This window comes from Myxococcota bacterium, assembly GCA_035498015.1.
Classification (GTDB): Bacteria; Myxococcota_A; UBA9160; order SZUA-336; family SZUA-336; genus VGRW01.
On the sequence record DATKAO010000166.1, the window covers coordinates 1 to 4,139 of the forward strand.

Genomic DNA, 4,139 nt, shown 5'->3' on the forward strand with positions numbered 1-4,139 from the left:
GTGCCGCTGCGCTTCGCGCTCACCGACCTCGCGTCGGACCCGCCGCGCGAGGCCTGGCTGAGTCGGCACCCGGGCGTCGAGGTCGTGTTCGACCAGTCCCGGGCCTCGGGCCGCGGCTACTACACCGACGTGTGTTTCAAGATCCACGCGCACCACGGCGGAGAATGGCTCGAGCTCGGCGACGGCGGCGGCGTCGACTGGACCCGAAAGCTGCTCGCCAACGCCAAGGAGCGGCTCGTGATCAGCGGCATTTCGAGCGAGCGGATCTGCGCAATCGCTGCGGCGTGATAGGATCGAGAGCATGACGACCGACTTCGCGGAAGGTCCACTCACTGGCATCCGCATCCTCGATCTCTCGCGCGTGATCGCGGGGCCGTACGTCGGGCGGCTGTGCACGGACCTGGGTGCCGAGGTGATCAAGGTCGAGCCGCCCGAGGGCGACGACGCGCGCTCGATCGCGCCGCGCCACGACCGCGGTCAGTCGTGGCTGCTCCAGTTCTCGAACGTGGGCAAGCGCTCGATCGTGCTCGACCTGGGCAAGCCCGGCGCGCGCGAGGTGGTGCTGGCGCTCGCGGCCGTGTCCGACGCCGTGATCGAGAACTTCCGGCCCGGCGTCGCCGAGCGGCTGGGCATCGGCTTCGGCGCGATCCAGAGCGTGAATCCGCGCGCAGTGGTGTTGTCGGTGAACGGCTTCGGCACCGGCTCGGCGTGGAGTGACCGGCGCGCGTACGCGCCGATCGTGCACGCCATCACGGGTCTCTTGCGCGACCGCGGCCAGCACGCGCAGGTGCCGTCGCAGCCGCGCATCGCCTACTCCGACGTGCTCACCGCGCTGCACGCGGCGGTGGCGCTGCTGGCGGCCCTGCGCATGGCCGAGGCGACCGGCCGCGGCCAGCACGTCGAGGTGCCGATGTTCGACGCCACGCTCGCGAGTCACAGCGAGGCCGGCAACGTGTTGATCGAGCCGCCGGACGACCGGGTGATGAATCCGATCTTCGACGCGGGCCCGCACGGCTGGATCGCGGTGGGCGGCGCCGCGCAGCACGTGTGGGCGCTCATGACTGCCGCGTTCCCGGCCGAGCTGCCCGACCCCACGCCGCCGGGTGCCGCGCTCGCAGAGAAGGCCGCGGCGCGACACGACGCGGTGGCGCGCTTTCTCGCGGCGCAGCCCTCGCTCGACGCGGCGCTTGAGAGGCTGGCGCGCGCGAAGCTCGCGGCCGCGCCGGTGGTCACGCCCAGGGAAGCCCTCACGGGCGCGCTGGCGCGCGAGCGCGATCTGCTCGTGGAAGTCGATGACCGCCGCGGCGGCACGCGGCCGGTGGTGCGCGCCCCCGCCCGCTTCTCGGCCAGCAAGAACGAGGTCCGCGGGCCGGCCCCGCGCCCCGGCGAGCACGGCGCCGAGATCCTGCGCGAGCTCCTGGGCTTCGACGAGGCGCGTGTGCGCCAACTCACCGAGTCCGGGGCGCTGCTCTTTCCCGAGGGCGAGCGCGGCCGCACGTGATACCCTCCGCGCGCCGGAAATCCCCGGCAGGGAGAGGGTCGAAGATGCGCATGGGTCGCTCACTCGGGATCGCGCTGGCCGCGGTCGCATTTCTCGCGGGCTGCCAGCCGGCGAAGCCACCCGAGCCGAAGCTCGACAGCGATGACTCGAAGGCGATTTACGCGCTCGGGCTCTTGATCGCGGAGCGCATCGACCAGTTCAACCTGACCGAGTCGGAGCTGGCGATCTTCGAGAGCGGCGTGCGCGACGGGGTGCTGAAGCGCGACAAGAAGGTCGACCCCAAGACGTTGGGCAAGGAGATGCAGGCCTTCGCGCGCGGGCGCGCGAGCGCGGGCGCCGAGGCCGAGAAAACCGCCTCGACCGAGTATCTCGCCAAGATGGCCGCGGAGCCCGGCGCCACCACGGGCAACGGCGGCTACATCGTGCGCACGCTGACCGAGGGCACGGGTCCGAGCCCGGCCGCCACCGACACCGTGAAGGTCCACTACCACGGCACGCTGCGCGACGGCACCGTGTTCGACAGCTCGGTGCAGCGCGGCGAGCCCGCGGAGTTCCCGCTGAACGGCGTGATTCCCTGCTGGACCTTCGCGCTGCAGCAGATGAAGGTCGGCGGCAAGTACAAGCTGACCTGCCCCTCGGACATCGCCTACGGCGACCGCGGCTCACCGCCGGCGATCAAGCCCGGGGCGGCGCTCACGTTCGAGATCGAGCTCCTGTCGGTGACTCCCGCCGCGGCGCCGCAGATGACGCCCACGCCGAGCCCGGCTCCGGACGCGCCGAAAGGCAAGAAGAAGAAGTGAGTCCGCGCTAGGCGGGGAGCATCGGCCCCATCAGCTCGGCCATGTTGGCGCCGTAGAAGCGGCGCCGCAGCTCGTGGCTCGCGCCGGCGAGGCTCGCCTCGAAGCGCTTGATCGGGTTGCGCCCGCCCTCGACGTGCGGATAGTCCGACGAGAACAGACACAGCTCGGGGCCGGCGTTCGCCGCGATCCAGCCCACGTCTTCGGCCGGGTAGGGAGTCACTCGCACCTGGCGGCGCACGTACTCGCTCGGCCGCAGGCTGAGGCGCTGCAGGCGTTCCTCGTTCTTGCGGAACGCGTCGAGCGCGGAGTCGAGCAGCTTCATCCAGCCCGGCAGCCACGACGCGCCCTGCTCGATCACGCCGAACATGAGCCGCGGAAAGCGCTCGAGCACGCCGTCCAGGATCAGCGTGGCCAGCGTCTGCATGACCGGGTACGGGATCGCCATGTAGTCGACCGAGCGGAAGTTCTCGGCGCCGCCGTGGAAATCGGGCACGGGCGGCAGGCCGTTCTCGAAGTAGTTCGGGTCGAGCAGCTGGCCGCCGCCGCCCACGTGAAACAGGATGGGCGCGCCCGCCTCCTGGGCGACCGCCCAGAGCGAGTCGAGCGCGACGTGACTGGGCGAGTGACCCTTGGGGCAGGCCGAGGGGATGAGCAGCGCCTTGCAGCCCAGGCGCAACGACTCCTCGGCCGCGGCGCGCGCGCGCGCGAAGTCGCGCAGGGGCACGTAGCCGGTCGCGAGCAGGCGCCGGTCGACCGAGCAGAAGTCCGCGAGCGCGCGGTTGTGCGCGCGCGCCACGCCGTAGCACAGCTCGACGTCGTCGGCGTGCTCGAGCGCCACGAAGCGGCCCGAGCCGAAGGTGTTGAACACGAGCTGACTCGCGAAGCCCAGCAGGTCGAGCGCGCGCGGCCGGTCCGCCTTCAGGAAGGAGCCGGTCGCCGACCAGTTCTTGCGCGTCATGAGCTCCTCGGCGTCGCGCGCGCGGTAGTCGCGTTCGCGGTGCTTCACGCGCAGCTGGTCGATGAAGCTGGGCTCGCCGGGGCGCACGGCGCTGATCTGAAGCGGCTTCATGCGCGCGCGCACGTCGGGATCCGCGAAGTCGCGGAAGAACTCCTCGGTCTCCATGACGTGCGAGTCCGCGTCGTGCAGCGTGAACCCGGGAACGGCGTCGGCGTAGGCCACGGGACTCTCCTCTCCGGGAGATGCTACCAGTCTGCGAAGAGCTCCGGGACCCGGCCGATCTCGGGCAGGACGCGCCAGGCGGCGTCGAAGTTGCCGGACGCGGAGAGCCAGCGCGGAATCACCGCGCAGCGCATGCCGGCGCGCGTGGCGGCCACCAGGCCGCGCTCGCTGTCCTCGACCGCGAGACAGTCCGCGGGCGCCACGCCGATCCGTTCCGCCGCCAGGAGATATGGCTCGGGGTCGGGCTTGGAGCGCGTGTAGTCGGCGCCGGTCAGCACGAACTCGAAGAAGCGGCGCGCGCCGGTGCGCGCGTGCTGGAGCTCGAAGTGCTCGGGGTGCGAGCTGGTCACCACCGCCATCGGCACGCGGCCGTAGAGTGACTCGAGCGTCTCGCGCACGCCCGGGATGAGCTCGACGGCCGAGATCAGCTCGGCGTAGTGCGCGTCGCGTTCGGCGCGCGCGGCCGTGATCGCGGTCTCGCTCACTCCCTGCGCGCGCGCCAGGTCGAAGCAGCTCGCGCCGTGCCGCAGGCAGTGGTCGACGTAGATCGCCTCGTCGAACGCCACCCCGAGCCGGACCAGCGCCGCGCGCGAAGCCTCGAAGTAGAAGCGCTCGGTGTCGACGAGCACGCCGTCGTTGTCCCAGAGGATCGCCTTCA

General features: G+C 71.7%; 5 protein-coding genes. 3 read left to right on the forward strand and 2 right to left on the reverse strand.

Translation table 11 applies throughout. The features are described 5' to 3' along the window. From VMR86_14805 to VMR86_14815, 3 genes are all read left to right on the forward strand, one after another. Positions 1 to 288, forward strand: a 288-nt coding sequence (locus tag VMR86_14805) for a hypothetical protein (protein HTO08314.1), incomplete at its 5' end; no start/stop codon positions are given. A 13-nt stretch (positions 289 to 301) separates the two neighbouring features. After that, positions 302 to 1,501, forward strand: a complete 1,200-nt coding sequence (locus tag VMR86_14810; GenBank protein HTO08315.1) for a CoA transferase — start codon at positions 302 to 304, stop codon at positions 1,499 to 1,501. Positions 1,502 to 1,551: 50 nt separating this feature from the next. Then, the gene (locus VMR86_14815) at positions 1,552 to 2,301 is read left to right on the forward strand and encodes an FKBP-type peptidyl-prolyl cis-trans isomerase (protein ID HTO08316.1); all 750 of its coding nucleotides are present in this window, start codon (positions 1,552 to 1,554) and stop codon (positions 2,299 to 2,301) included. Positions 2,302 to 2,308: 7 nt separating this feature from the next. Here the strand turns inward: VMR86_14815 and VMR86_14820 are convergent, their stop codons facing one another. Both VMR86_14820 and VMR86_14825 read right to left on the reverse strand, forming a co-directional pair. Next, positions 2,309 to 3,481, reverse strand: coding sequence for an amidohydrolase family protein (locus VMR86_14820; protein HTO08317.1), 1,173 nt, complete (start codon positions 3,479 to 3,481; stop codon positions 2,309 to 2,311). A gap of 23 nt (positions 3,482 to 3,504) precedes the next feature. Beyond that, on the reverse strand, positions 3,505 to 4,139 hold a 635-nt coding region (locus tag VMR86_14825; protein HTO08318.1), incomplete at its 5' end, for an HAD family phosphatase.

Bases quoted from the DNA above. Each gene is read 5' to 3' on its own strand.
- VMR86_14810 (HTO08315.1), top strand. From the start codon at position 302: ATGACGACCGACTTCGCGGAAGGTCCACTCACTGGCATCCGCATCCTC.
- VMR86_14815 (HTO08316.1), top strand. From the start codon at position 1,552: ATGGGTCGCTCACTCGGGATCGCGCTGGCCGCGGTCGCATTTCTCGCG.